Origin of the sequence: Pseudoalteromonas sp. Hal040, assembly GCF_037162425.1 — a bacterium.
In the GTDB taxonomy this organism is placed as follows: domain Bacteria; phylum Pseudomonadota; class Gammaproteobacteria; order Enterobacterales; family Alteromonadaceae; genus Pseudoalteromonas; species Pseudoalteromonas gelatinilytica.
The window spans coordinates 2,298,468-2,324,514 of sequence record NZ_JARLUU010000001.1 but is presented as its reverse complement, the minus strand read 5'-3'; the positions used below and the strand labels follow the sequence as shown (position 1 = coordinate 2,324,514).

The window sequence follows — 26,047 nt, the reverse complement described above, 5'->3', positions numbered from 1 at the left end:
TTAAGCATCCTCTTTCTTGTCTTTAAATTCGCACAATTCTAATAGCGCAGGAAGGCTGCGCAATAAAATTATTAAAAATGGATTATAAGTTATTTCGACTGCATGCACAGTAGCATTGAGATAAAGCGTTTGATATGAAAACGGTGATGTTATGCAGCAATGAATAGAGATTGCTGCATAACAATGAGGTATTTGCGGTATAAGCGAAAGCTTAGTTTTTCACTTTACCTTTTAGTACATATATTTCGCCATCAAAGCTCCCTTGAATTGTCAGGCCTTGTCCCGCCAACTCTTTAAGATATTCAATATGCTCATTAGTGATATGTTGCCCCGGCACTAATAGCGGGATTCCAGGTGGGTAAGGCGTGACTAATCCGGCACAAATTCGGTTGTTACTTTTGCTAATTGGCACAGATTCACGTTCGCCATAGAACGCATCACTAGGAATGCACGCTAAGTCTATAGCGGGTAGATTCTCAGGCAGGCGTGTGCGCCTCATTGAAGTGGCAAGTTTTACTTTACCGCTATCGAGTTTCTTCAGCGCATTGTAAAGGCGAATGATCTTTGAGCGTGTGCCACCAAGAGTCAGTAAAACTAAAATGGTGCTGTGTGTATATTTTTCGATTTCAAGGCCAATTTCATCTAATAGAAATTTATGAATATCCTTTAATGAATAAGGCAACTCACTAATATCGATGAGGATCTTCAGTGGGTCGTGACCCATGTTATCGCCACTAAAATGTGGGAATATATCCATGAAATCTTGCTTATCGAGTACTTTAATATGTTTTAGTGAAGCCATTTGTTGCTTAAACTCAGCAACGTGATTCAGCAGAGCATTCAGTAATTTATAACCTTCCATTTCTAATTGCTTTTGGCATACATCCAGTGAAGCAATGAGTTGATATTTTGGCGAGGTACTGGCGTAAATACTGTAGATCTCACGGAAGAAATCGGCATCGAAATCAGGGTCGTTAACATGAATGTAAGACGCCTGAGAGAACGCTGAAACTACTTTGTGTGCTGAATGGGTAACATAGTCTGCGCCAGCATTTATCGCTGAGTAGTGGCGTAAACTCGGATGGAAAAGCGAGTAAGCAAACCACGCTTCATCGATAAACACTTTAATACCGTGCTGATGTGCAATTTCAACCACTTGTTTTAAATCGCTAAGCAGACCATCGTAGGTACAGCCAGTTAAAACCAATAATTTAGCATCGGTATTTTGTTCAATCGCTTGCTTAATGTCAGCCAATGAAGGGGGCGCGAAGATACCATATTTAGGATTTAAAATACTCGATAAGTAAATAGGTAAACTAGCCGACTGCAAAATGCCGTAATGTACTGATTTATGACAGTTTCGGTCGATGATCACCTTATCACCTTTACGCAGTAAAGTTTGCAAAATAATCTTATTTGAAGTGGATGACCCATTGGTAACAAAGTAAGTATGTTTTACTTCAAATGTCGCCGCCGCTGATTCTTGAGAGCGGCCTATGGTGTTGGTGCTGTCTGATAATGAACCAAGCGAGTCGACAGAAACCGACAGGTCGCCAACAAATACGTTACGGCCATAAAACTGATAAAAGTCTTTAATATACGGAGAATTTCTAAAGCTAGCACCGCCACTGTGACCAGGTGTGTGCCATGAATCGTTCGATTCACCCACATAACGACGGTAGGCGGTCCAAAATGGCGTTTCTGAACGGTCATCAAAGTCATTGATCATATAGCCCAAGATTGCTTCAGGGTCTGAAATGACCTCATCTTTAAAAAAGAAAGATTCAATTTCTTCTGACTCGTTAACTATCTCCAAGCCTTTCGTATCATCACCAATAACATAAACAGGCAGTTCTAGGCGTATGCCTTTTAATTGCTCGATAAAGCGACTATAGGTGCGCTCGCCATTGTTCAGTACATCCCAACTAAGTACCACAGCTTGAATATCGCCATCTTCCTCTACATATTTCAACGCCTGCTTGAGCTCTATGCACTCAATAATGTCGATATCAACATCACTTCGCTCAAAATTAGGGATTGTTTTTTCTAGGTTCGTTGAAAGCTCTTTTAAGGTGGCAGGATCTTGTTCAATTAACAAGATACGAAGTAAAGGTAACATAGCAACTCATATAAAAAATTTCACATTACTCAACAGCATAACGAAAGGATGGAAGCTTGTGAAATGATTACGCTGATATTTTTTGTTCCGATACTGATTATACTTTTTCCGTGTTAATCGCAGATAGTTGAAATTACATGTTCTTACTGTAAAAGTAATGCTTAAGTAAAAGGTTAATTGAGCACTCAGCGATAAAACCACTCAAGCCAGATACAGATAAGCCTGCTAGGGAGAATAAAACATGGCGTATGTTGCCAATTTCAAAATTGTAGTCATCTCTACATTGTTTGCGTTTTGTACGAACGCAGTTAATGCAGATGAAGTCTCAGATTCAAACAATAAAAAGTCGATACCCGAAGCCACTAAATTTGTGACCCAGCATAAAGGCACCTTTAATGGTACAAAGCTGAAATACAAAGCTGTAGCCGGTGAAACTTATTTATTAAACAAAAACGAAGAGCCTAAAGCTGCTATATTTTCGTTTGATTACCTAGCCGAAGATGACAACAAGAACAGACCCGTCACATTTATCTGGAATGGTGGCCCAGGCTCATCGTCTAATTGGTTACATATGGGCGCTTATGGTCCGAAACGAGTCGTGGTACCAAGCGATGCAACGGCTCCTGGATTGGCTCCTTACGAATTAAAAGATGCGCCTGAGACGATACTTGATGTGACTGATATGGTGTTTGTGGACCCCGTTGGTACAGGTTACTCGCGCGCTTTAGGTGACACTGAGAGCAAAGTATTTTGGGGATTGAAAGAAGATGCATCTTCTATCGCTGATTTTATTGCCCAGTGGCTAACAAAAGAAAATCGCTGGAATGCACCCGTATTTTTATTGGGAGAGAGCTATGGGACAACTCGAGCAGCAGCGGTTTCTAAAGTGCTTATGGATAAACACTTGATTAATGTAAATGGCATTATTTTTGTGTCACAAGCTTTAGACTATCAAGGTTCAAGCCCTTATGTTGATGACAACATCATTTCTTATATCACCTACATCCCCACACTTGCTGCAACTGCTTGGTATCATAAAAAAGTAGACACATCAGGAAATTTTGAAGCCTTTATAGATGCGAGCCGACAATTTGCAGTTGATGAATTACTACCAGCATTATTTAAAGGTAATGCGCTTAGTAAAGCTGACAGAACGCGAATTGTTGACGGCCTGCACCGTTATACAGGGCTAAGCAAACAATATATTGAGCAGGTTGATTTACGCATTAACGCCTTTAGATTCGCTAAAGAGTTATTGCGTGATGAGGGTGTCGCAGTAGGCTTTCTTGATGGACGTTATAAGCTTGATGAACGAGACGATTTAACCGCGGCTCCTAAGCAAGATGCGTCAAAAGTGATAGGGCCAGCATATAAAGCGGCACTGATGAAATACATGCGCACAGATTTAAACGTACAGTGGAAAAGAAAATACTTAAACCCTGGCGACCCTGAGTTATCAGATAACTGGCGCTGGCGCACAGCGCCTGATGGACAAGGCTGGGAGCCAAGATATGTCAATACTGCGCCGGATTTATCTTACGTGCTTCGCAGTAATCCACACATGAAAGTGATGGTTGCCTCAGGGTATTACGATATTGTAACGCCATTTTTTGATGCAGAATACACCTTAAACAGACACGGTATATACGCTGATAAAATTGACTATCACTATTATCATGGCGGCCACATGATGTATGTTCACGAACCAGCAAGAGTGGCGCTGCTCAGAGATACGCGAGAATTTATTAAAAAGCAGGTAAGCCAAAACCCACGATAATGGGTAGGTACATTGTGCCAAATGAGTTTACTGGTGGAATAGAAAAGGAAAAGGTGAAGAACTTCACCTTTTCTTTGGTTGCTCAATAATAGACTTAAATTACCCAGTTCTTTCTTTAAACTTACATAAGTCTATTGGCTAAACACTATAAATTGCCGAATTTACCATTAACATTTTTCCATTGTTCTTTTGGTAAAATTGTTTCGATAACGTCCCAATGTTCGGCAATTTTGCCATCCTCAACACGAAATAAATCATAAAACGAAGTGGGTTGTTCAGCTAAAGTTCCTTCACTAATAACTAATACGAAATTGCCTTCTCCTAGCACTTTATGAACAGTGTTGTACTTCATAAATATACCTTGTTTAGCCATTGATTCCAGCGCTTTTCCAAGGCCTGATAAGCCATCTGCAATTTGTGAGTTATGCTGAATATAGTTATCACCGTCAAAAAATGACGCTAATTTAGCCATCTCACCTTTAACTAAAATGCTGTTTACAAAGTCGGAAACCAACGCTTTGTTTCTTTCAGTTTTGTCTATATCGACAACTTCAGTTGGGCCATCAGTTTGCGTACGCCCACTTGGATTTGGACCGACAGTTTCTGTTAAATTATCCCAATGCTCTACAATAAGCCCATTTTCAAATCTGAAAACATCAAATCCAACCTTAGGTCCAAAAAAGTTGTATTCGGTATGAGTGAACACAAAATTATCATCTGAAAATGCCCTAACAACATTTACTTTCGCACTTCCTTTAGGTAGTGCTTGCAGTACTTCTCCAAAGCCAGAGAGGCCATCTGCAACAGTTAAGTTATGTTGTTTATATTGTGTAGGGTTGATATAACCAATTGCTGTAGAGTCCATTTTTTCAATAGAGTTTAGCACTGCTACCGCTTTTTGTTTGTTTGATACGTCCATGTGAACCTCTTTATCATTGGTTTTTGTTGCTGCGCATGCTGTTAATACACTCGCACATGTCAATGCATTAATTAAACTTTTTAACTTCATTATTTTTGTCCGTACTTTAGGTTTAGTTTGTTTTACTTAAGTATATTAAGTGAAAGCCATTTAACTTGATTAATTAAGTTGTGTTTATTTTAATTTTACTGAGTTGTAGGGGGAGGTTGATGTTGGATTAAAAATGGTAAATACCGAACCTTTATATATTACTTAAAATGTTGGGACTGAAATAGTTTGGGGGTCATTAAAGTATGTTTCTTAAAAAACTTAACGAAATTAGTTACCTCATCAAATCCTAAAATGTCAGATACTTGTTGAACCTGAAGCTTATCAATAGAAAGTGCTCTCTTTGCATTGAGAATGATGTATGCGTCGATAAGTTGTTTTGCAGTTTGCTGGGTCGCTAGTTTACAGATTTTATTTAAAGTTTTATAACTTGTTCCAACTCTATTAGCGTAAGCATTTGCATCGTGAGAGAATGCAATGTTAGTTTCTAAACAATATATAAAGCGTTCGAAGCAAGCGATTTGATTCGTGTTTAAATCTGTTAGGTAAGTATCAGGCCGTTCTTCACAAATCCTTGTTAAAAGTGCTGAAAAAAGTAATTGTAAGCATGGCATGTTTAAGTCGGGGCTAACGTATTCAGCTTTTATTAAGTCTATTAAAATAAGTAATCTATGTGTTTGCGAAACAGTTAACTTAAAACTTGGTTGATACAAAGACAGAAATTGCGTTGGTGCGATAATCCTATTATCGATGACTTTTGTTATTAACTTTAAAAAATTTTCTGTAAAGAGTATGAATTGCGCTGATGGTCTGTTCTCAGTATCAAAAGCATGAACTTGATTTTGATTAATCATAACGCACGTGTTTTTTTCTACCGGGAATGATCTAAAATCAATAAAGTGGTTACCTTCACCGCCTGTAAAAATTATGATGCCATAAAACTTTATTCGGTGTGGGGTATTTAGCAATAAAAGCTTATCTTCGGATGCAGTTTTGTATAAGTTTTCAAGATTAATAACCTCTAAACCCAACTCTGGCAATGTTTTTGGTTCAAAATCAATGTTAGGTATTAAGCTTTTCTGTTTCAAATTAACACTTACTTAACTGATATGTATGAGAATAAAAGTGTAGCTTTAATTTTTGAAAAATAACATAAATATTGTTGTGGTGATGGTTTGTGTTGAATAATTATTTTTATGTTATTTTGTTTTATATAGTGAAAAAGCATTATAAGTGTGATCTGATTTTATAAACATAGCTTTATCCTTAATTAAATAACGTAAAGGATAAGCAATGTTTATAGTGTTTTTATGAAAATGGAAATCAGAATTTAGAAGGTCAAAGCGATTTTACCCACAGTTCTGCCTGACTCCAGAGCTGCATGCGCTTTCGCCATATCTGAAAAGTTGAAAACAGATGAAACATGAGGTTTAATTTGGCCCATATTTAAAAGGCTGGCCAAATATGCCATGTCATCGCCATTCGAAGTAACTAACATTGCCTCTATATTTATATTTAATGGTGCAGCTTGTTGTATCAATGACTCTGGAATTTCCATCATAGCAATCGATATTAGGTTACCGTTTGCACGCATTACCTTTAATGATTTAGCAGCAATTTCTTCACCCTGAGTATCAAACACAAAGTCGATGTCGATTAATTCCTTTTCAAAATCTTTAGAGCGGTAATCGATGTGTTCATCAGCGCCGAGTGATAGAATAAAGTCATGATTTTTTTCAGAGCTTGTTGCAATTACATAAGCACCCAAGACTTTTGCGATTTGAATGGCAAAGTGCCCAACACCACCTGAGCCTGCGTGGATGAGCACTCTATCATTTTCTTTAACTTTACTTTTCATTGCTTGTAATGCAGTGAGCGCAGCTAGTGTTGTTACAGCGGCATCTGTAAAAGATATATTATCAGGCATTTTTGCAAGTTGTACCTCAGGTGCTGCAACAAACTCTGCATAAGTTTTACCATGCCCTGGGAAGTTAACCATGCCAAATACGTTATCGCCAACAGAAAATTTACTCACTTTACTGCCAACTGAAACAACGGTTCCTGCGACATCCCAACCTAAAGTAATTGGGCGTTCTGGGCTGACTAATCCTGATAAACCTTCATCTGAGTACTTAATTTTTGCGTCTACTGGGTTGACGCTGATTGCTTTACTTTCGATCAATACTTCATTATCGGCAATGCTGGGTTTAGCAACGTCGACAATCTTTAGGTTGTCGGCCGAACCTGCTTTTTCTAGTACTATTGATTTCATTTCTGTCTCCGTTTATTAGGTTTATTTGGTCGTGTTTTCTACTAAATAAAGAGCAGCCGGCTCTGGTTTAGCGCCCAGTTCAGCCATTATTTTTAATGGTGTTTCACCTTCGTACTTAGTGCCTTTGCGTGAATTAGGACCAAGGTGCTCAAGCAAAATGCTGGTAGACGCCCAACTTTCCACAAGCCAAAATACATTTGGATTTTTCCAATCTTGGTGGAAGCCAAATTGCAAACAGCCATCTTCTTCCAAAACATAAGGAGTGTAATCTGTAAAGAAGTCGATAAACGCTTGGACGTTAGCTTCGGGAATAGGGAACTTGACGGTTAGGCCAATCGCGCCTTTATGCTCTGTAGATACAAACCACTCCATTGTCTCTTCGAAGGTAATTACATTCTTGCTAGTCATTGTTTTCTCCACTCATTTAAAATAGTTTGTAGTTGATAAAAGTTAGATTAATGTTTTAATTAGTGCAGATAAAGTTGATAATGATTGAATTATTATCAAAGGATAATTGATTTATGTTGATCAAAGATCTGCAAGTCGCGTTAAAGGTCGCTGAATTTAAAAGTATTAAACTTGCTGCAGAAAGTTTGGATATGCAAATTGCAACTGCAAGTGCAGCTTTGAAACGTGTTGAAAAATCGTTTGGTATTGAGTTGTTTATTCGTTCAACGAGAAATTTACGTCTTACCAGTGCTGGCGAAAAGTTTATTCCGCAGATTGAACAAGCTTATTTAATGCTGACTAATATTAGTGAAAGTGTCCAAGAAGAGCAGGGGTTGGTTGAAGGTGACCTGAGGTTATCTGCACCATCTGACTTAGGTCGGAATGTATTATTGCCTTGGGTTAATAAATTTATGGAGTCTTACTCTAAAATAAGCCTGAAAATGCATATAAGTGATTCAAACATTGATTTTTTTCGTGACCCAATTGATATTGCAGTTAGATATGGAGTCCCTAAAGATTCTTCAATGTATGGGTATAAAATTTGCGATGTACCTGTTGTTTTGTGTGCTGCTCCGTCTTACTTAAAGCGTTTTGGTACGCCTTCCTCACCCAGCGATTTAAAAGCACATGAAGGTCTGTGTTTTCAATTAAATGACACAACCCATGACACGTGGAGCTTCGCAAATGAAAAGGAAACATTTAGAGTAAAAATGAGTAGCAAGCGCTCAACCAACGACTCAGAGCTTGTTAAAAAGTGGTGTATCGATGGGTATGGGCTTGCGCATAAGTCGATATTAGAAATGGCCGAACAACTACTCGCAGGTAATGTGAAAATACTGCTCCCCGAGTATTCAAAAATGTCAGTAGAGTTATGGCTTGTTTGTCCAAGTAGACAATTAATAACGCCCACCGTGAGATTATTTAGAGAATTTTTGCATAAAAAGTGTCAAGACAAACTAAGGGAGTTAGCATCCGCAGGTTTCATTTCTTGAAAAATGATCTAAAGAGGCGTTAATAATTTCTCTGTGCTTTTATTACTGACTAAATTGATTGTCTTACTCAGTCTTTTCTTTAAACTCACATAAGTCTTCGATAATACAACTGCCGCACTTAGGTTTACGAGCAGTACACACATAGCGGCCATGCAGGATTAACCAGTGGTGTACATCGACCTTAAATTCTTTAGGTACCACTTTTTCTAATTTTTGTTCTACAGCAACTACATCTTTACCCATAGCAAACTTAGTGCGGTTAGAAACGCGGAAAATATGTGTATCGACAGCAATAGTCGGCCAGCCGAAAGATAATAAAGTTAGATCTAAATGAACTTTTGAATTGTGCCAGAAACGGCCTGTTTTGCTTCTATTTTTACCTGTAAAGTCCAAAGTATTTTGACTTGGTGCAACTAGATGACACAATGAACTGGTTTCGAGGTGTTTCGAACCAAATTTTATTTTTTAATTTCATGAGGCATGGCTTGATTAATTCTGATTGGCTAAGAACATTCTGTGCTTTAGCAGAAACACAAAATTTTACTAAGACTGCCAGTTTGCTTCACATGACACAGCCGGGTGTAAGTCAGCATATATTAAAGTTGGAACAGTATCTGAGTAAAACCCTTATTATACGAGAAGGGAAAAGTTTTGAGTTAACACCTCAAGGGATTGAGGTGTTGAAATACGCTCAAGAATTGTTACGAAACGAGAAGCTTTTAAAAGAGAAACTTGGTGATGTTGACCCATTTTCTGGTACTTGCCGGATCTCTATGCCTGGAGGTGTAGGAAATTTGGTGTATCCTTGGCTTATAGACTTACAAGTTAAACTGCCTAAACTTAAAATTCATATTCAATTTAATCCTACAAAAATTGTTGATGAGTTGGTTCGAAACAACGAATGTGACATTGGACTTGTTACACATAATCCCGATAATGAAGTTTTTAGTAGTCAGACTTTTTTATATGAAAAGCTTTGGTTAGTGCTACCCAAGAATAGCCCCCATGAGGGTTTTCCTGACCTTCAAAATTTGGGATTTGTTGATCACCCTGATGGCAAGAAAATGGCATCGAAGGTGCTACCCGTGTTGTTTCCCGACGAGTATAGGGGTGTCGATTCATTATGTATTGCTGCTTACACCAACTCAGCACCTAAAATTTGTCACCATGTCGGAGCTGGTATTGGATATACGGTCTTAGATGAATTTATGGTTCGACTTAGCCCTGAATACAATAAACTCCGTATCGTTAACTCTGTAGATATACCATCGGATGAAATCCGATTTATTTATAAGAAAAAATGGCCGCTGCATCCTAGACATCAATACGTGATGGATTACCTTGTAGAACGCGCTAAGCTTTTTCGAACTGAAAATAACTAGTAACAACATACAATTGCATCAATAACAAATTATTATCGATGCAATGATAAATAATAATTATATTTTCTAGTTTTCTCCACGTAACCTTTGTGCTGTATGTAACCCACTCAGTTAACGACGGAGTTTATATGAAAAATATATTAATTATTAATGCACATCACCCTTACCCATTTTCGGAAGGTAAGCTTAATGCAGAAATCATCAAGCGCATTGAACACAACTTGACCGAAAAAGGCTGCGTCGTTCGACACAGCGCATCATCTACAGAATACGAAATAGAGCAGGAACTTGAAAAGCATCGCTGGGCTGACCTCATTGTGATTCAGGCACCCTTGAACTGGTTTAGTATTCCTTGGCCTATGAAGAAATATATGGATGATGTTTATACAGCAGGTCTAGACGGGCGAGTCTGTAACACTGATGGGCGAGATATAGAAAACCCAAAAGAGAATTATGGCACTGGAGGCACCCTTACGGGCAAGAAACTCATGCTATCAATGACATTTAACGCACCGAAGGAAGCGTTTGATAATAATGATGAGTTTTTGATGCAGGGTAAAAGTGTCGAAGACCTCATGCTACACATGCACGTGAATTACCGCTTCCTTGGCATGGAATCATTACCTAGCTTTATTTGTTATGACGTGATGAAGAATCCAACTATTGAAGACGACTTTGTTCGCTTAGAAGCGCACTTAGATCACTATATTCAACCAGCTTTAGCATAAGGAGCATTGATATGAAATATGTACTGATAACAGGTGCCAGCTCTGGTATTGGTTTAGCCATGTGCCACAAGTTTGCTAGCGAAGGTCACAATCTGATTATTGTGGCGCGCGGCGAGGACAAATTAAATACATTGAAATCTGAACTTGAATCGCAATTTCACATCGACGTTATGGTTAAAGTTGTTGATCTCTCGACTTTTGGTGCTGCACAACAACTTTACGATCAATGTGCAGAATATGAGATTGAAGTTCTGGTTAATAATGCAGGTTTTGGTGATTTCAGCAACGCATGGGATATGAGCCTAGACAAAGCAGAGCAAATGCTAGACTTAAACATCAAAGCTCTGACCACATTGTCGCTCAATTATGTTAGAGACTATCGAGACAAAGATGCAACGTTAATCAATGTGTCTTCAATAGGCGGCTATAAAATGTTTCCGACAGCGGTGACTTATTGCGCAACAAAATTTTATGTTTCTGCATTTACTGAAGGTGTAGCAGAAGATTTACGGATAGGTCAAAAGCCAATGAGAGCTAAAGTATTGGCTCCAGCAGCAACTGCGACTGACTTTTTTAATCAGGCGTACACAAATGCTGGCTTGGAGTCGGACACATCAACTGTTCGCTCACAATATACATCTGCATCAGTGTTGGCTACTTATACTTATCAACTATTTCAGAGTGAGCATATCGTCGGTCACGTAGACGGTGATGGACAGTTGATGTTGCAACCACCTATTTTCGATTATGTTCTCGCTAAGGTTTAACTGACGGGACAAGCCGAGAATGCACTCGGCTTTTAAAAAATTGGCTCTAATAAAGTTATATGCTTAATGAAAGTAAGGCTGGGGAATGGCAATATAGTGCAGGTTCGTTTTTCGCTGTGAGTTCAAAATCAGTCTGTCACTCTGTTTTATCCTTAAACTCACACAAATCTTCAATAATACACGCACCACATTTAGGCTTACGGGCGGTACAAACATAACGACCATGAAGAATAAGCCAATGGTGAACATCGACTTTAAATTCTTTTGGTACAACTTTCTCGAGCTTTTCTTCCACTTTGACTACATCTTTACCCATAGCAAACTTAGTGCGGTTAGAAACGCGGAAAATATGTGTATCGACAGCAATAGTCGGCCAGCCAAAGGCACAGTTTAAAACTACATTTGCAGTCTTTCTGCCAACCCCCGGTAATGCTTCGAGTGCTTCACGATTCTCTGGTACCTCTGAGTTATGTTTATTGACCAGAATCTCACACATTTTATAGACATTATTGGCTTTAGAATTAAACAAACCAATGGTCTTGATGTAATCGCGAAGGCCTTCAAGGCCTAAATCAAGAATCGCTTGAGGCGTGTTAGCAACAGGGAATAGCTTGCGGGTTGCCTTATTAACACCCACATCTGTTGCCTGTGCTGATAAGGTAACCGCAACTAATAATTCAAATGGGCTTGAGTATTCAAGCTCTGTTTCTGGGTGCGGGTTTTGCTCACGTAGACGAGATAAGATCTCATAGCGTTTTTCTTTATTCATGGTGGCGTAAAGCACGCAGTGACGGTGCGTGCTCTCCTTTAAGTTAAACTTGTTACTCGTGCTCTTGGGCCTTTTTCTACTTCTGGAGTAACAACTTGCTTAGATTTTATTTGTGTATCAATGACATTTTTTGCAGCAATCAGTAAACCAAGTCCTAAAAAGGCACCCGGTGGTAAGATAGCTAATAAAAATTGGTTATCAAAACTAAATACTTCAATTCGAAGTGCAGCAGCCCATGGCCCTAATAATAAATCAGCACCATCAAACAGCGTACCTTGACCAATAAGCTCACGCATTGCCCCTAGCACCACTAAAACTAACATAAAGCCAAGTCCCATCATCAGTCCGTCAAAGGCTGAAAGTGGCACGGTATTTTTAGAGGCGAATGCTTCTGCACGACCAATAATGGCACAATTAGTAACAATCAGTGGAATAAAAATCCCCAATGATTGATAAAGACCAAATGTATAGGCATTCATCATCAGCTGCACGATGGTTACAAAGCCTGCGATAATCATCACAAAAACAGGAATACGAATATCTTTTGGTACCCAGTTACGCACAATTGATACAGTGACGTTAGAACCAACCAGTACCAATAAAGTCGCTAAACCTAGGCCTAGTGCATTGGTAATCGTAGAGGTAACGGCAAGTAGCGGGCATAAGCCTAATAACTGCACAAGGGCAGGGTTATTAGCCCACATACCATCTTTAAATAAGGTTTTAACTTGGCTCATTACTTGGCTCCTTGACAGGTGTTTGGCGCAGCAAACAGATTATCAAACTCAGCTTGGGCAAACAGCACAGCTTGTTTTACTGAGCCGACAACGGCACGAGGTGTAATGGTTGCGCCAGTAAACTGATCAAATTGGCCACCATCTTTTTTAACAGCCCAGCGGCTGTCATCTTCAGAAAGTACATTTTGGCCTTTGAAAAGGGTGATCCAGTCTGATTTTTTGACCTCAACTTTATCGCCAAGGCCCGGTGTTTCTTCGTGCTTAGTGACACGAACACCCGCTATTTCACCATTGGCAAACACCGCCGTTAATAAGTTGATATCGCCGCTATAACCACTTGGTGTTACATGGCGCATCACTAAAGCATACGGCTTATTATCTTTGTAGGCGCGGTAGATTATTTGCTCTGGACGTGGCCCAAGGCGCTCATCGGTGATTACAACACAATCTTTGTACAATTGATTGTCGTAATGATGGGCATCAAGTACTTGTTGCAGCTGCTCTGCAAGTTGTTGCTTTTCTTGCTCTTCAATTCTCTCAGCGGTCAGGCTATGAGTTAGGGCTACAGTACCTGTGGTAATGAGCGCAAATGCAGTAAGAATAGCGCCATTTTTAGTCATTGAGGAAAGGATCATTATTTCACCCCATGGCCGTAAGTACGTGGTTGCGTGTAGTAATCAATTAAAGGCACCGCCATATTTAACAGTAATACACTAAATGCCACTGCATCAGGGTAACCACCGAAAGTACGAATTAAGTAAACAAGTAGACCAATTAACGCGCCGTAAATTAAACGACCTCTATTCGTTGTTGATGCAGAAACAGGATCGGTAACAATAAAGAATGCCCCTAACATGGTCGCACCACTGAATAAGTGAAATACCACGCCCGGCTCTGTGCCCGGGGCTGCAATATAACCAATACCACTGCACACGGCTAATGAGGCTAAAAAGCTAACAGGGATATGCCAATTAATGATGTTAGCCTTTAATAAATAAAGACCACCCACTAAAAAGCCGAGGTTTACCCAGCCCCAGCCAAGACCAAACCAGTCATTAAAAAGAGGTTTACTCATACTCTCAGCCACCGTTAGGTGATGGGCGACATCTGTTTTAACGGTATCAAGCGGTGTTGCCATGGTTGTGCCATCAATCGCTACACGTAACTGATCGACACTAAATCCAGCGCTGGTAAAGCCATTGAAAATAACAGACAGCTGTTGTGAGAAGCTGATCGGAGATGCAAGTAAATCACTAACAGGTAACCAGCTGGTCATTTGTACCGGAAACGATACAAGTAGTAATACATAAGCTGCCATAGCTGGGTTAAATAAATTAAAGCCAAGGCCGCCATAAAGCTGTTTTACAATAACAATTGCGAACATACAGCCAATTACAATGATCCACCAAGGCGCTAAAGGCGGAATACTCAACGCCAGTAATACGCCCGTTAACCACGCACTGCCATCACTAAGTGTTGGCCAAACTTTGCGTTTACGAAGCAGTAAAACAGCGGCTTCACAGGCGCTGACAGTAATCAGCGCGAGAACAAGCTGAATTAACACAGCGCTACCAAAGAAGAAAACTTGCGCGATTAAGCCTGGAATACACGCAGCAATCACTGTCATCATTAATCGGCTTAATGATTTATGGCTATGATTATGCGGCGAACTCGCCATGGTTAGTTTCATGACTTATCGTTTCCTTCTTGTTGTAACTTTTTCGCTTTAGCTCTTGCAATGGCACGAGCAACCGCTGCTTTTTTCTTATCTTCGCTAGACTCAGGTTCATCAACCTGCGGTTTAGAATCATCCGTATCGCTTGAATCATCAAGTTGCTCTGATGAATCGTCACTCTGCGCTTGCTCTTTCGCGGCTTTTTTCGCTTTTGCACGAGCAATAGCGGCAGCAACGGCAGCTTTTTTCTTATCTTCGCTAGATTCTGGAGCGTCAGATTGCGGCTTTGAATTAGTGTCACCGTTTGAATCATCAAGTTGCTCTGATGATTCGTCACTCTGCGCTTGCTCTTTAGCGGCTTTTTTTGCTTTGGCACGGGCGACAGCGGCTGCAACTGCAGCTTTTTTCTTATCTTCGCTAGATTCTGGAGCGTCAGATTGCGGCTTTGAATTAGTGTCACCGTTTGAATCATCAAGTTGCTCTGATGAATCGTCAATCTGTGCTTGCTCTTTAGCGGCTTTTTTTGCTTTGGCACGGGCGACAGCAGCTGCCACAGCGGCTTTTTTGCCATCAACTGGTGCGCTATCTTCTTCAGCTGTAGTTTTATTTTCAGCAGCTTGCGCCGCTTTTTTCGCTTTGGCACGGGCGACAGCGGCTGCAACTGCAGCTTTTTTGTCATCGACCGGTGCGCTATCTGCTTCAGTTTGATTCTCAGCAGCTTGCGCTGCTTTTTTCGCTTTAGCACGAGCGATTGCAGCGGCAACAGCAGCTTTCTTTTCATCAACTGGTGCACTATCTTCTTCAGCTACAGTTTGACCCTCAGCAGCTTGTGCTGCTTTTTTCGCTTTAGCACGAGCGATTGCAGCGGCAACCGCAGCTTTTTTGTCATCAACTGGCGCGCTATCTTCTTCAGCTTCAGCTTGACTCTCAGTAGCCTGTGCTGCTTTTTTCGCTTTAGCACGAGCGATTGCAGCGGCAACAGCAACTTTTTTGTCATCAACTGGTGCTGAGTCTGCTTCTACGTTATCTTCTGCAGCTTGCGCGGCTTTTTTCGCTTTAGCACGGGCAATAGCGGCAGCAACCGCAGACTTTTTATCGTCTTTATCGACGCTTTCTTCACCTTGTTCTAGTGCTTTTTGTTCTTTGTATTTACGCGCCTGTTCTTTACGCGCTGCACGCTCTTTAGCTACTTCAGAGTTATCAGGCTCAAGCTCTGCACCTTGCTTTTTCGCTTTTGCACGGGCAATAGCTGCGGCTGCGGCTGATTTGCTGTCTGTATCATCAGATTTAGCTTTAACTCGAGCGAGTGCATCGGCCACTTTTTGTTTTTCGTCATCTGACTTAGCAGCCGGCTTACGTTTGTGGCGGTTTTGGCGTTCTTCTTGTTCGCGCTCTAAGCGCTCCTTACGTGCTTCAAAACGCTCTTTTGCGCGCTCTGCTTTGATTTGCTCTGCTTGCTGCTCTTTGATTTCAGCTTTGGCAACACGATAGTACTGCACCAAGGGGATTTCGCTTGGACAAACATAAGCACAGGCACCGCATTCAATACAATCGAATAAGTTGTGCTCATTAAGTTTGTCGTATTCTTTAGACTTAGCGAACCATTGTAATTGCTGAGGTAACAATGAAGCAGGGCAGGCGTCAGCACAGGCACTACAACGAATACAGGCTTTTTCATCACCCGGCTCTGCAAGTTCTTGGTGATCTGGGGCTAAAATACAGTTCGTCGTTTTAACCACACCAATACGCACGGTGGGGAGGGTAAAGCCCATCATTGGACCGCCCATGACCACACGTTGCTGTGGAACCGGTGAAAAACCTTGGCAGTCTAATAAATGTTTAATTTCAGTGCCTAGTAAAGCCCACACATTACCTTGTTTGTGAATGGTGTTACCCGTTACGGTTACTACACGCTCTATCAGAGGTTTACCTTCATATACGGCTTGATTTACCGCAAACAAAGTACCGACATTTTGCACCAACATACCAATATCGGCAGGAATACTGCCACTTGGGACTTCTTTGCCCGTTAGCAGTTTAATTAGCTGTTTTTCACCGCCAGAAGGGTAAACCGTTGGCACTGTTTGCACTATGATACTGTCGTTATGTTGTGCAGCTTGTTTCATGGCAGCAATAGCATCGGGCTTATTATCTTCAATACCAATAATTGTCAGCTGTGGACTTAACAGCTGCTGCATTAATTCAATACCGGCAACTATGCCATCGGCATGTTCGCGCATTAGCATGTCATCAGCAGTGATATAAGGCTCACACTCAACGGCATTAACAATTAAAAACTCAATGGCTTTACGTGTATCTGCTTTTACATAGGTTGGGAAACCTGCGCCGCCCATACCGGCAATACCGCTTTGATGAATAACATCAACAAGTTCATCATGCGACAGTGCTTTGGCATCAGCCACAGGGTTAAGCTCGCACCAGTTATCCTTACCATCTGGTTCAATAATAACGCTAAGCTCAGGCAACGCTGATGGATGAGCTGACGGCATTGGACAAATATCGCTGATCAGCCCAGATGTTGGCGCGTGCACAGGCACAGACCAATTACCGCTTGGTTTAGTTAATGCTTGACCTTTAAGAACCTGCTGGCCTTTTTCAACAATCAGCTTACCGTTAGCACCAATGTGTTGTTTTAGTGATACAACAAGCTTGTCTGGTAGAGGCTGTCTTGTAATGGCTTGCGTTGTTGATTGTTGTTTTTGACCCGGTGGGTGAATACCACCAGGAAATGGCCACACTTTACCTTGTTTAATTTGATCTATTAGCTTTTCCATCTGTGCTCCTAATCTACCTGAGTCACAGGGATTGCGTTTAATTGCCATTTCCAGGTTTGTTTGGTTTCTTTAACAGGCAGCATATCAATACAGTCTACAGGGCATGGTTCAACACATAAGTCACAACCGGTACATTCATCGATTAATACAGTGTGCATTTGGCGGGTTGCGCCGACAATGGCATCAACAGGGCAGGCTTGAATACATTTGGTACAGCCAATACATTCATCTTCACGAATGTAGGCAACGGTTTTAACAGGATCTGCTTGTTCACCGCCAGCCAGCGGTTTTGCCTCAACCCCCATTAAATCAGCGAGTTTTTTTACCGTGGCTTCGCCGCCTGGTGGGCACTTATTGATTTCATCACCATTGGCAATCGCTTCTGCATAGGGACGACAACCAGGGTAACCACATTGGCCACATTGTGTTTGCGGTAAAATGGTATCAATTTGGTCAACAATCGGGTTGCTCTCAACGCGAAAACGCACGGCAGCAAAACCTAAAATTAAACCAAATATAAGCGCTAATGAACCTAACGCTATCAAAGCATAAAACAAGGTCATATTAAAACTTCACTAATCCTGTAAAACCCATAAAGGCCATCGACATAAGGCCTGCGGTGATCATCGCAATTGAAGCACCCTTAAAAGGAGCAGGGACATCAGCCGCGGCTAAGCGCTCACGTAATGCGGCAAACAGTATTAACACCATAGAGAAGCCGACAGCGGCACCAAAGCCGTATACAGCAGATTGTAAAAATGAGTGGTCTTCTTTGATATTAAGTAGGGCAACACCTAATACCGCACAGTTGGTGGTGATAAGCGGTAAGAAAATCCCTAATAAGCGATAAAGTGTCGGGCTGGTTTTTCTCACCACCATTTCGGTAAATTGCACGACAACAGCAATCACTAAAATAAAGCTCATGGTACGTAAAAACGCGATATCCAGCGGAATCAAAATATAATGATTCACCAGATAACTGGTCACGGAGGCAAGTGTAAGTACAAAGGTTGTGGCTAAAGACATACCAATCGCGGTATCTAACTTACCCGATACACCCATAAAAGGGCATAAACCTAAGAATTGAACTAAAACGAAGTTGTTGACTAGCACAGTGCCAATCAATAACAAGACATACTCTGTCATGCGTGCCTCACGAGAATAAAAACGGCACTATTATCCTTTTTTATGGGGGCTGACACAACACATGAGGGACGAATAGCTAAAATTAACAAAGCTGTTTACGATTAAAGTGTTAAAGCTAAGTTAATAGATGGAATAGGCCCAAAAACAGTAAGGTTTTTTGGGCCTCTTAAGAGGGGGTTAAATGTCTTTTGGCTTTTCGATGTAATAACCTTGCACGCCATCGAGACACAGTGTTTCGATAATATGCTTTTCTTCTTGGCTTTCGACGCCTTCAGCAAATACACTCACACCAATGCGGTGAGCTAAATCCACCATTAAGCGCATGAAGTATTGGTTATTTTTATCTTCTTCAAGGCCGCGAGTATAGCTTGCGTCCATTTTGATAAAGTCTGGTTTTAAGTCTCTAAAGAATTTAAATGACGTTAATCCCACACCAAAACGTTCTACAGTGATGCGTGCACCAACACGGTGAACCATATCGATAAAGCGTTTACTTGCTTTAATGTTTTGTTGTAAACCAAACTCACTGACTTCAAATACCAGTTTTGAGGCAATATTGCTGTCTTTTAAAAGTCGACGTTCTAGCCAGATCACAAACTGATCATTGTGAGCGCTTGAAGCTGTAACATTAATACCGAAGAATTTTTCAGAGAAGTTACGCGTTTTGACCTTTTCCAGAGTGCTATCGATAATCAAGCGGTCAATTTCCATTGCCATTTCTAATTTTTCAGCCATAGCCAGGAAAGAGGCGGTCGGTAGCATTTGGTTTTCTGCACTTTTAAAACGCACTTGGATCTCAGCATAAGCTTTAACACTTTTACCTATCGGCATAATGTTTTGCATCACTAAGTGTACACGTTTTGATTCAATTACTTCGTTAATCACTTTGCGCCAGTTTTGATTACCAAAACCTGCACTGGCATTATTAACTAAGTCAGTTTCACGCTGCACATGCCATGCGTTCGCTTGTTTTGATTGCGCCATGCTCATTGCGTTATCAACAATCGATAATAACTCACCAAGCGGTTTGCCTTTTTCGTAACCAACAATGCCCGTATTGGCTACTGAGCTTAATTCTTGGTTTTGCTGATACTGTGTAAAGCGTGATTGTAAGTTGTCACCGAAACGCTCTGCTTCTTTAAGTGGGGTATTTGGCAATACCACTGCAAAATCTGAGCTATTTAAACGAAAAACCTGGCTGCCAGTGTATGTGCCACTGATATGTTTAATAATATCTGCCACACCTTTTACGTATTCATCACCTTTTTGGTAACCACGGGTTTGGTTTATGGTTTGCAATTCGCTACAACGCACCATGGCAAGTGACCCAAAGGTACTTTTTTCTGCGTTTTCAATATTCTTCTCGTAGTACTCAACAAACATATTACGGTTGCCAAGGTTTGTGACTACATCTTTATACGCTTCTTTTTTAATGCTTAGCGCATTGTTTTGAATATCATCATGTTTAGTTTGTAAGAAATGCGATAGACGATTGAAAGAAGGAATTAAATCTTTGCTTAGTTTTTTTAGACGCGTGGTGTCCATTGCTTGTTCAAGGTCGCCATTAACTTGATTTTGGTTAATGTAAATGTCAACGATATCCGAAATCGTGGTGCTAATTTTACGATTAAGGCGGCGAAACATGCTCTTCATATAAATAATAGGAAGTAGGGCGATAAGGCCTGAAATCAAAATGACAATGAATAAAGACTCTTGTAAGAGGCTAGCAAGATTATGCGCATTAATCGTGAATTCGACTTTAATGTCGGATGTTTGGTTTACGGCAAACTGAGGACGAATTGAATTAAAACTATTATTAACTATTTCTGCAAACAAGGGCAGGGACTGGCTTGATTCAACCATGCCTACCACTTGACCCGATTGATCACGGATCACAAGCTTAGAAAAGGTACTGCCATCGGCAAATGCTTTTTGAATTTTCTCTGGTGCAAGTTGTTCAATTGTTTGCGTATTTATATATGCGTTTACGACACGCTGTGCTTTTTGCTGAGCATCACTGACTGCGCTATCAAAGCTTAGTGCAATAAAGTAACCGCCCAAAAGTGCAAACAGCAACCAAGATATAAGTTGTATGAAAATTAGTTTTTTAAAGCCAGCCATGTTCTTATCTTTTAAAAGCCTAAAGGAAGGAATCAATTCCTTGATTGATTGCTTTAAGTATAGTCGTTGTATTCTAAAGCATAATACAGAATAAACTAAAATTAGGTTAGATTATAAGTGCTTTAAAGTCTAATACAATCGACGAATAGTAGTAGATAAAAAGTTTAATGGATTCGTGGAGTTGGCTCCCCCTCCCCGACTCGAACGGGGGACCTGCGGATTAACAGTCCGTCGCTCTAACCAACTGAGCTAAGGGGGAACTAAATAGAGTAGTGTGGTGCTATGATTTGGCTCCCCCTCCCCGACTCGAACGGGGGACCTGCGGATTAACAGTCCGTCGCTCTAACCAACTGAGCTAAGGGGGAACAATCATATTCATAAACTTGGCTCCCCCTCCCCGACTCGAACGGGGGACCTGCGGATTAACAGTCCGTCGCTCTAACCAACTGAGCTAAGGGGGAAACGTTTATGATTGAAAAACTTGGCTCCCCCTCCCCGACTCGAACGGGGGACCTGCGGATTAACAGTCCGTCGCTCTAACCAACTGAGCTAAGGGGGAAGCGTCATGCCTTTCAACGGGGCGAAATATTAATGACAGCATTGCAAAGTGTCAACATAAAAACTTCATAAATTCAAAAAAGAAGCTTATTCGATGTTTTTATGTTCGATCTGAGCAAAATGTAGCTGAAAAGCTCAGCTTTTTTTGCTTGGCAGCGGGGGATCTATGTCGAAAGCTTGGCTTTTTTGCATGCTTTTTTAGCAGTGACACATTTTTTAAAAATATAAAAAAGTTTCTTTGCATAGATATTCTTTACCAAATCGAGGAAATTACTATTAATGCAATGTTTTTTTCTCATCGTCAAAATCAAATCTAATTCTTTTTATTAGGGAGCAACAGTCGCCGTTTTTTTCGAACAATTGACTTTATTGGGCATGCAAAAGTCCGTGTAATTTTTTAGGAAAAGTGAAATATACCCTTCACGGCATTGCTGGAATTTTATTTTTAATAATTTATATCAATGGGTTAGTATCCTAAGCCGTTCTAATTTTTTCTTGTCATAGTTAACTTTGCATAGCGGTAGAACAATTTTTGTAACTAACAGATCTAAATGATAATCAGGGAATAGATAAGATCATATGGGAAAACGTGGGAAAATAGGGGCTTTCAAAGAGTTTCTTTAAAAATAAAGTGCGATCTTTAAAAGCACGAATTAATGATAATTTGAAGCGCGAAAAATAGATAAAAGCGTCTTGAATTGATAATTAAAAAGAAAGTTCTATTTTTGTAACTTTTCCTATTAAGCCTAGTGTTTTTAAAATCAGTTTAAGCTCGCTCTCACCTGAATCAATAGAGAATTCTAAATCTTTCTTTTCAGGGCTTTCAAATATAAGTTTAAGCTTCTTTGAGGTTACTTGTACTTTCGATATAAAGTGCTCACCAGACATCGGATTTTTAAAACAATATAAGCTGTCAGCATCCACACTTTTATCGTCTACATTTATATGCGCGATCGAGCCAACGGGCACAATAGAATGTGATTGCTCAGTTATTTCTATTTTTAATGAACCAGGTTGATCGGTTGATTCTTCTAGTTTAGTTTCAGTATTAATAGAATCAAATGCTCGCTGGATAGCACTATCACTTGCATTTGAAGCACTGAGCCTTTTTAAAATAACTTCATGGAATGGAACATCAACTAATGCCGCAAATTCCACTAAATAATCAAAAGGTGGATCACGACTGTCCTCATACTTAGATTGAGTATTTCTATGCACACCAGTGCATTCAGCAACTTTGCCCATGTCTAAGAACTTACGCTCTCTTAGCGTTTTTATATACTGATTAAATGCACCCATGCAATATAAGTAATTTGTTCGGAAGATGTACGTAATCGACATTTAAACACACAATTTTGTGCATACAAAATAAAAAACCACAAAGCGTGATTTTCAAAGTGCGATCTCTTCGCACTTTAAAGAGCGAAGTGCGATCTATCATTTTATAAAATTACCTGAATTATAAACATAGCTAAATCAATAACATAATATCCAATGCACTTAATTGTGTGCAAAATGTGTTGATTTCACATCTCTGTGTGCATATATTTGAGTGCATGAATACAAAATACACTCATAAAGGTGCATCAATGGAAAGAGCAGAATCAGTTGGTTGGTCTGTGACAGAGATAAAAGCTGCGTTAGAAGACGAGGGATGGTCATGCCGTCAGCTTTCATTTAGCAGAGGCTATAGATCAAATGCAGTTCAAACAGCTTTACATCGACCTTATCCTGCTGTGGAAAAAATCATAGCAAATGTGATTGGTGTAAGTGCCCGTGAAATATGGCCTCAAAGATATAATAAAGATGGCAAACCGAATAGAACGCCAGGGCGTCGCTCTTTAAAAGGGGCGAACTAATGGAGCTTTTCACAGCGCACCAAATAGCTGCTTACCTATTAGTTAGTAAGCGCAGTATTCAAATCAAAGCTAAAAATGAAGATTGGCCTTATACCGAAGTAAAAGCCCGCGGTGGCAAAGTACGAAAGTACGCATTGGTAGATTTGCCTGCACACGTATGTGTGCAAGTTAAAGAGGCTATTATTTCTGAAAACAATTCATCCGCTACGCAAAGTGGTAAAGCGTATTTAGCGATAGATGAACATTCAAAGAATCTAATCCAATCGAAGCAAACAGCGCGCAAGCACGAAAACTTAAAGCTGTTAGCGACGTTAGAAAATATACCACCTAAAGCAAGTGCGAAAGTCAGCATTTTAGAAGCTGCTGAATTATTTATAAGTGCGAACGGCTTAACAAAAATTGCGGGCTTTGATTTATTCAGCGAACGCTATAACCAAAGTGTGTTTGAAGAGCTGCTTGAGTACAAAAGCTTAATTCCATCGGTATCACGCATTACGTTATTGCGTTGGCAAAAGGCCGTAGATGAAAGGGGGTCGCAAGCCTAGCTTTAAAGCCAAAGCGTAAAGGCAAATCAATCATAGATTCGGATAAAGAGCTAAGCGACTTTTGCACTGCTATGCTTTATGAATACCCGCACGTAAAAGCCACGCAAATTAAAGAGGGTTTAATAGCTAGGTTTTATAACACAGGTAAATCATTACCTGCTGAAACCACTATTCGTGATTGGCTTACACGTTGGAAGCGCGAAAACGCCGCGCTTTATACAAAAATGGCCAACCCTGATGCCTGGAAAAATAAATTCATGTCTGCCATGGGCAAGATGGATGAAAACATCACCCGTATTAATCAACTGTGGGAATTTGATTCAACACCGTCAGATGTAATGCTTACAAATGGCCGTCACTCGCTTATTGGCATCATAGACGTGTTTACACGTCGTGCCAAAGTCGTGATCCACCCAACTAGTGACAGTACAGGGATTTGTTTAGTTATACGCAAAGCAATACTTGATTGGGGTATTCCTGAAATAGCGCGAACCGATAATGGTAAAGACTATACATCGATCCAAATTACCAGCGTATTTGATGCACTTGAAATCAAACACGAAAAAACACGGCCATTTTCAGGTGAAGAAAAGCCTTATATTGAGCGCTTTTTCAAAACGTTTTCTCATGATTTAGCCGAGCTTTTAACTGGCTACATAGGGCATAACGTATCAGAGCGTCAAGCTATAGAAGCACGCAAAACATTTGCACAGCGTTTATTAGCAAAGCAAGGAAAAGAGAAAGCCGCTGTTGAAATCAACATGTCAGCCCAGCATCTACAAGAGTTTGTAGATAACTGGATCGACAACCGTTATCACCACAAGCCACACAGCAATATTGGCAATAAAACCCCGTTTGATTTATTTGCAGCAAGTCGCGACCAAATTAAAGTCATCAAAGATGAACGCTTACTCGATGTCATGTTACAGCCTGTGCCATCAAATCGAGGTTTACGTATAGTAGGCAAAGAGGGCATTAAAGTTAGTGGTGGGTTCTACATCGCACCAGAGCTAGGGGCCATTGTTGGTGAAGAAATTTTATGTAAATGGGACCCTAAAAACGTGGGCCGCATATACGTATTTAACCGCCTCAATAGCGAATATATTTGTATAGCAGTTGATCATGCCATTGAATCAGCAGGCATAACCCGTCAAGACGTCGCTAATAGAGCAAAACAGAACCAAAAAGCAGAAACAGCCCGCAAACTAAAAGCCCTTAAACAAACAGCAAAATCCGTCAATGTTTCAGATATTGCCAACGAAGTATTAGGCCACTACAGCGAGCAAAACAAAGCACTCAAAACATTACCTAAACAAAGTGTTGAACACACTAACGTAATGATGCAATCAGCAGCAAAAGCGCTTGATAGTAAACCATCTATTTATGACGAATCAGAATTAACAGAGTTTGAAAAGCGCCGCCAGCAGTTAGAGCAAGATGCCCAAGCTGTAAATGTTAATCCCACACCAATGTTCAACACCCCGCAAGACAAAGCTATGTACCACAAAAAACAACACTTAACCAATCAGTTAAGTGATGTAGATGCACTTTGGCTTAATACGTGGGAACAACAAAATCGCGCACTGTCACAGCGCTTGGATGACCTATTAAACGAAATGAACGCAGCACCCGCTGCACCAACTCAATTACACAAACAGTAAAAGGAAAACCCATGAAAACTAAAATAGCAATCGTCAACAATGTAGTTGCCACGCAAATGATGGTAGAGGCACTAAATCAACGTGCCCATGGTGTGCCAGGTATCGGCTTAATTTATGGCGATCCAGGTTTAGGCAAAACCACAGCAACAGCATGGTTAGTAAATCGCTGTAACGGTATCTATATCCGTGCAACGTCAGGTATGTCGCTTGCACAGTTGCTACGCCAAATTGTTAAAGAGTTAAGCGGCCCCGACATTTATACCCGAGAGCATATGCTTAATTACATCATCGAAAGTATGGCTATCAGTAATCGTCCGCTCTTCATTGATGAAGCCGATTACCTATTAAACGACAAACAAACACTTGAAATCGTGCGTGATATTCACGACTTGACAAGCTGCCCTGTAGTTCTTATTGGCATGGAATCAGTACGCCGTAAGTTACAACGCCACCGCCAGTTTTATAACCGTATTTCAGAGTGGTTAGAGTTTAAGCCACTGCAATTTGAAGATTTAAAAATCATTGTTGATGCGGTCATAGAACCTAGCTTAACCATAGAGCAAGACTTACTAAATCAATTGCTAAGCGATACCGATGGTGAAGTACGCCGCATCATTACAGGGCTTTCAAAAATTGAAGCCTTTGCTTTGGCAAATGGTTTATCCAGCATCGACCTTACCCAGTGGGGTAGCAAAGAGTTTTTTCTTAAAAAAGCGTAATAAAAGGA

The 26,047-nt window shown here is 40.5% G+C and carries 23 protein-coding genes, 4 tRNA genes and 1 pseudogene; 9 read left to right on the top strand and 19 right to left on the bottom strand.

Annotated features, from left to right (window positions below; genetic code table 11):
* Window positions 1-211: 211 nt before the first annotated feature.
* Window positions 212-2,119 carry an aminotransferase class V-fold PLP-dependent enzyme gene (locus tag P4S60_RS10685; RefSeq protein WP_337115957.1) on the bottom strand — a complete coding sequence of 636 codons (1,908 nt, stop codon included), beginning with the start codon at window positions 2,117-2,119 and terminating at the stop codon, window positions 212-214.
* Between the two features lie 241 nt (window positions 2,120-2,360).
* Between P4S60_RS10685 and P4S60_RS10680 the strand changes: the two genes are divergently transcribed.
* Complete coding sequence (locus P4S60_RS10680; protein WP_337115956.1) at window positions 2,361-3,896, top strand: S10 family peptidase; 1,536 nt, start codon at window positions 2,361-2,363, stop codon at window positions 3,894-3,896.
* A 145-nt stretch (window positions 3,897-4,041) separates the two neighbouring features.
* On the opposite strand, the gene P4S60_RS10675 is transcribed toward P4S60_RS10680, so the two are convergent.
* The 4 genes from P4S60_RS10675 to P4S60_RS10660 form a co-directional block, all read right to left on the bottom strand.
* Window positions 4,042-4,905, bottom strand: a complete 864-nt coding sequence (locus P4S60_RS10675) for a nuclear transport factor 2 family protein (RefSeq protein WP_337115955.1) — start codon at window positions 4,903-4,905, stop codon at window positions 4,042-4,044.
* A 158-nt stretch (window positions 4,906-5,063) separates the two neighbouring features.
* The gene (locus tag P4S60_RS10670) at window positions 5,064-5,951 is read right to left on the bottom strand and encodes an AraC family transcriptional regulator (protein WP_337115954.1); all 888 of its coding nucleotides are present in this window, start codon (window positions 5,949-5,951) and stop codon (window positions 5,064-5,066) included.
* Between the two features lie 242 nt (window positions 5,952-6,193).
* Complete coding sequence (locus tag P4S60_RS10665) at window positions 6,194-7,135, bottom strand: NADP-dependent oxidoreductase (protein ID WP_337115953.1); 942 nt, start codon at window positions 7,133-7,135, stop codon at window positions 6,194-6,196.
* 21 nt (window positions 7,136-7,156) lie between these two features.
* Complete coding sequence (locus P4S60_RS10660) at window positions 7,157-7,543, bottom strand: putative quinol monooxygenase (protein WP_337115952.1); 387 nt, start codon at window positions 7,541-7,543, stop codon at window positions 7,157-7,159.
* A 113-nt stretch (window positions 7,544-7,656) separates the two neighbouring features.
* Here P4S60_RS10660 and P4S60_RS10655 point away from each other — a divergent pair, with 113 nt between their 5' ends.
* Window positions 7,657-8,577, top strand: coding sequence for a LysR family transcriptional regulator (locus P4S60_RS10655; protein WP_337115951.1), 921 nt, complete (start codon window positions 7,657-7,659; stop codon window positions 8,575-8,577).
* Window positions 8,578-8,640: 63 nt separating this feature from the next.
* On the opposite strand, the pseudogene P4S60_RS10650 reads toward P4S60_RS10655, so the two are convergent.
* Window positions 8,641-8,892, bottom strand: a pseudogene (locus P4S60_RS10650) (endonuclease III); the annotation flags it as partial.
* A 110-nt stretch (window positions 8,893-9,002) separates the two neighbouring features.
* Between P4S60_RS10650 and P4S60_RS10645 the strand changes: the two are divergent.
* From P4S60_RS10645 to P4S60_RS10635, 3 genes are all read left to right on the top strand, one after another.
* Window positions 9,003-9,959: a LysR family transcriptional regulator gene (locus P4S60_RS10645; protein ID WP_337115950.1), complete on the top strand. Its 957-nt coding sequence runs from the start codon at window positions 9,003-9,005 to the stop codon at window positions 9,957-9,959.
* A 128-nt stretch (window positions 9,960-10,087) separates the two neighbouring features.
* Entirely contained in the window at window positions 10,088-10,687 is a 600-nt protein-coding gene (locus tag P4S60_RS10640) for an NAD(P)H-dependent oxidoreductase (RefSeq protein WP_337115949.1), read from the top strand.
* A gap of 11 nt (window positions 10,688-10,698) precedes the next feature.
* Window positions 10,699-11,454, top strand: coding sequence for an SDR family NAD(P)-dependent oxidoreductase (locus tag P4S60_RS10635; protein ID WP_337115948.1), 756 nt, complete (start codon window positions 10,699-10,701; stop codon window positions 11,452-11,454).
* A gap of 136 nt (window positions 11,455-11,590) precedes the next feature.
* Here the strand turns inward: P4S60_RS10635 and nth are convergent, their stop codons facing one another.
* From nth to P4S60_RS10570, 13 genes are all read right to left on the bottom strand, one after another.
* Entirely contained in the window at window positions 11,591-12,223 is a 633-nt protein-coding gene (gene nth / locus P4S60_RS10630) for an endonuclease III (RefSeq protein WP_337115947.1), read from the bottom strand.
* Between the two features lie 38 nt (window positions 12,224-12,261).
* Complete coding sequence (locus P4S60_RS10625; protein WP_105175132.1) at window positions 12,262-12,960, bottom strand: electron transport complex subunit E; 699 nt, start codon at window positions 12,958-12,960, stop codon at window positions 12,262-12,264.
* Complete coding sequence (gene rsxG / locus P4S60_RS10620; protein ID WP_337115946.1) at window positions 12,960-13,595, bottom strand: electron transport complex subunit RsxG; 636 nt, start codon at window positions 13,593-13,595, stop codon at window positions 12,960-12,962. The genes P4S60_RS10625 and rsxG overlap by 1 nt, the downstream gene beginning before the upstream one ends.
* Window positions 13,595-14,650, bottom strand: a complete 1,056-nt coding sequence (gene rsxD / locus P4S60_RS10615; RefSeq protein ID WP_337115945.1) for an electron transport complex subunit RsxD — start codon at window positions 14,648-14,650, stop codon at window positions 13,595-13,597. The genes rsxG and rsxD overlap by 1 nt, the downstream gene beginning before the upstream one ends.
* Window positions 14,647-17,430 (bottom strand): electron transport complex subunit RsxC, encoded by a 2,784-nt coding sequence (gene rsxC, locus P4S60_RS10610; protein ID WP_337115944.1) that lies wholly within the window; start codon window positions 17,428-17,430, stop codon window positions 14,647-14,649. Before rsxC ends, rsxD begins: the two co-directional genes overlap by 4 nt.
* 8 nt (window positions 17,431-17,438) lie before the next feature.
* Window positions 17,439-17,993 (bottom strand): electron transport complex subunit RsxB, encoded by a 555-nt coding sequence (rsxB, locus tag P4S60_RS10605; RefSeq protein WP_054563643.1) that lies wholly within the window; start codon window positions 17,991-17,993, stop codon window positions 17,439-17,441.
* Between the two features lies 1 nt (window position 17,994).
* On the bottom strand, window positions 17,995-18,576 hold the full coding sequence (rsxA, locus tag P4S60_RS10600; RefSeq protein ID WP_063707046.1) for an electron transport complex subunit RsxA: 582 nt from the start codon (window positions 18,574-18,576) through the stop codon (window positions 17,995-17,997).
* A 177-nt stretch (window positions 18,577-18,753) separates the two neighbouring features.
* Entirely contained in the window at window positions 18,754-20,697 is a 1,944-nt protein-coding gene (locus tag P4S60_RS10595) for an EAL domain-containing protein (protein ID WP_105181590.1), read from the bottom strand.
* A 182-nt stretch (window positions 20,698-20,879) separates the two neighbouring features.
* Window positions 20,880-20,956: transfer RNA gene (locus P4S60_RS10590), tRNA-Asn, on the bottom strand.
* A 29-nt stretch (window positions 20,957-20,985) separates the two neighbouring features.
* Window positions 20,986-21,062, bottom strand: a tRNA-Asn gene (locus tag P4S60_RS10585).
* Window positions 21,063-21,081: 19 nt separating this feature from the next.
* A tRNA-Asn gene (locus P4S60_RS10580) sits at window positions 21,082-21,158 on the bottom strand.
* A 21-nt stretch (window positions 21,159-21,179) separates the two neighbouring features.
* Window positions 21,180-21,256: transfer RNA gene (locus P4S60_RS10575), tRNA-Asn, on the bottom strand.
* A 704-nt stretch (window positions 21,257-21,960) separates the two neighbouring features.
* The gene (locus P4S60_RS10570) at window positions 21,961-22,500 is read right to left on the bottom strand and encodes an XRE family transcriptional regulator (RefSeq protein ID WP_337115943.1); all 540 of its coding nucleotides are present in this window, start codon (window positions 22,498-22,500) and stop codon (window positions 21,961-21,963) included.
* A 344-nt stretch (window positions 22,501-22,844) separates the two neighbouring features.
* Between P4S60_RS10570 and P4S60_RS10565 the strand changes: the two genes are divergently transcribed.
* From P4S60_RS10565 to P4S60_RS10550, 4 genes are all read left to right on the top strand, one after another.
* On the top strand, window positions 22,845-23,114 hold the full coding sequence (locus P4S60_RS10565; protein ID WP_337115942.1) for a helix-turn-helix domain-containing protein: 270 nt from the start codon (window positions 22,845-22,847) through the stop codon (window positions 23,112-23,114).
* Window positions 23,114-23,659 (top strand): hypothetical protein, encoded by a 546-nt coding sequence (locus P4S60_RS10560; protein WP_337115941.1) that lies wholly within the window; start codon window positions 23,114-23,116, stop codon window positions 23,657-23,659. Before P4S60_RS10565 ends, P4S60_RS10560 begins: the two co-directional genes overlap by 1 nt.
* A 71-nt stretch (window positions 23,660-23,730) precedes the next feature.
* Window positions 23,731-25,320, top strand: coding sequence for a DDE-type integrase/transposase/recombinase (locus tag P4S60_RS10555; protein ID WP_337115940.1), 1,590 nt, complete (start codon window positions 23,731-23,733; stop codon window positions 25,318-25,320).
* A gap of 11 nt (window positions 25,321-25,331) precedes the next feature.
* Window positions 25,332-26,039, top strand: a complete 708-nt coding sequence (locus tag P4S60_RS10550) for an ATP-binding protein (RefSeq protein WP_337115939.1) — start codon at window positions 25,332-25,334, stop codon at window positions 26,037-26,039.
* The last annotated feature ends 8 nt before the right edge of the window (window positions 26,040-26,047 follow it).